This window comes from Brooklawnia sp. (assembly GCF_049651565.1).
GTDB lineage: Bacteria > Actinomycetota > Actinomycetes > Propionibacteriales > Propionibacteriaceae > Brooklawnia.
Genome location: NZ_JBASCI010000234.1, coordinates 1 through 1,919 on the forward strand (window position 1 = coordinate 1; position 1,919 = coordinate 1,919).

General features: G+C 71.0%; 1 protein-coding gene and 1 pseudogene. Both read right to left on the minus strand.

What is annotated here, in order from left to right:
- Positions 1-1,614: pseudogene (locus WBL05_RS11235) on the minus strand (DEAD/DEAH box helicase); the annotation flags it as partial.
- A 44-nt stretch (positions 1,615-1,658) separates the two neighbouring features.
- On the minus strand, positions 1,659-1,919 hold a 261-nt coding region (locus WBL05_RS11240; RefSeq protein WP_424225979.1), incomplete at its 5' end, for an alpha/beta fold hydrolase.

Genomic DNA, 1,919 nt, shown 5'->3' on the forward strand with positions numbered 1-1,919 from the left:
GCGTAGTCGTCGCGGTCGGGGTCGAGCAGGTCGAGCGCCGACATCGCGAACGCGCTGAGCGGCTGGTTCAGCGCGAAGTCGTCCTGCAACCCGGGCGCCAGGTCGTAGCGGCGCCCGCCCGCGGTCGGGGTGGTCCGGCGAACCACCACCCCGGCCTCCAGCAGCGACCGGCCCAGCGCCACCGCCCGCCGCAACTGCTTGCGCTGCTGGCCCGGGTCGGCGATGGCGGCCCGGACGATACGGGCCAGCGCAGCCCCGGTCTCCTCGTCGCGCTGCAGCAGGTTGAGCAGCATCGAGTGGCTGACCTCGAGGCGGGCGTGCAGGGTCTCCGGCTGCGCGGCGATCAGTTTGTCGAAGGTGGCCTCGGTGTAGTTGACGAAGCCCTCCGGCGGCTTCTTGCGCCGGACGCTCTTCAACTTCTTCTCGTCGCCGGCGAACTTGGCCACGATCCGGGCGTTCTCGATCTGGTACTCCGGCGCCTGCACCACCACGTTGCCCACCGGGTCATAGCCGGGCCGCCCCGCCCGGCCCGCGATCTGGTGGAACTCGCGGGCCCGCAACAGCCGCTGCCGGCGGCCGTCGAACTTGCTCAGCGTGGTGAACACCACGGTGCGGATCGGCACGTTGATGCCCACGCCGAGAGTGTCGGTGCCGCAGATCACCCGCAGCAGCCCCTGCTGGGTGAGCGTTTCGACCAGTCGCCGGTACTTGGGCAGCAGCCCTGCGTGGTGGACGCCGATGCCGGCCCGCAACATCTTCGACAGTGTGGCGCCGAACCCCCGGGAGAACCGGAAGTTACCAATCGCCGCGACGATGCGGTGCCTGGCCTCGGTGTCGACCAGCTTCATGCTCATCAACCCCTGGGCCTGCTCGGTCGCCGCCGCCTGGCTGGGGTGCACCAGGTAGATGGGTGCGGCTCCGGTGTGCACCAGCTCGGTCAGGGTCTCGGGCAGCGGCGTCAGTGACCACTTGAAGACCAGCGGCACCGGACGCGTCACCCCGGCCAACACCTCGGTCGGGCGTCCGGTGCGCTCGGTGAGCAGGTCGGCCAGCCCCGACACGTCGCCCAGGGTGGCGCTCATGATCATGAACTGGGCCTGCGGCAGTTCGCTGGTCGCCACCTGCCAGGCCCAGCCACGGTCGGGGTCGGCGATGAAGTGGTACTCGTCGGCGACCACCATCTGGACATCCGCGCTGGCACCCTCCCGCAGGGCGATGTTGGCCAGGATCTCGGCGGTGCAGCAGATGATCGGTGCGTCCGGGTTGACCGAGGCGTCCCCGGTGACCATGCCGACCAGGTCGGCGCCGAAGTCGTCCACCCAGGCGAAGAACTTCTCACTGACCAGGGCCTTGATCGGAGCGGTGTAGTAGACCCGGCCGCGGGCAGCCAGCGTGGCCACGTGCGCGGCGGTGGCGATCAGCGACTTGCCCGACCCGGTGGGGGTGGTGATGATCGTGTTCGCACCCGCCAGCGTGGCGAACAGTGCGTCCGCCTGGTGTGGGTACAGCGGCATGCCGCGTCCGGCAGCCCAGGCCTCGAAGCGGGCGTAGAGGTCGTCCGGCTCCGGATTCGGGCCCAGCTCGTCCAGCAGGCGGGCGAGGCTGGCGGTCTGTGGCACGCCGCCGATTCTGTCACGTCGCCGCCGCGCCCGGCCGGTTCAGTGCTCGTGCTGTGCCCAGAAGACGGCCAACTCGGCGTCCAGCTGCTCGGCGACCTGCATCGGCAGTGAGTGGGTGGTGCCCGGCCACACCTTCACGGTGGCGTTCGGCAGCGTCCGGGCGACCGCCTCGCCCCTGCCGGCGGGGGCGACCGCCGAGCCGGTCTCGGCCAACGCCACGTAGACCGGCATGGTGAGGCGGGTCCGCTGCGCCTCGTCCAGCGGGGCGGGGGTGGGCAGGGCCGCCCGGTAGTGCTGTGT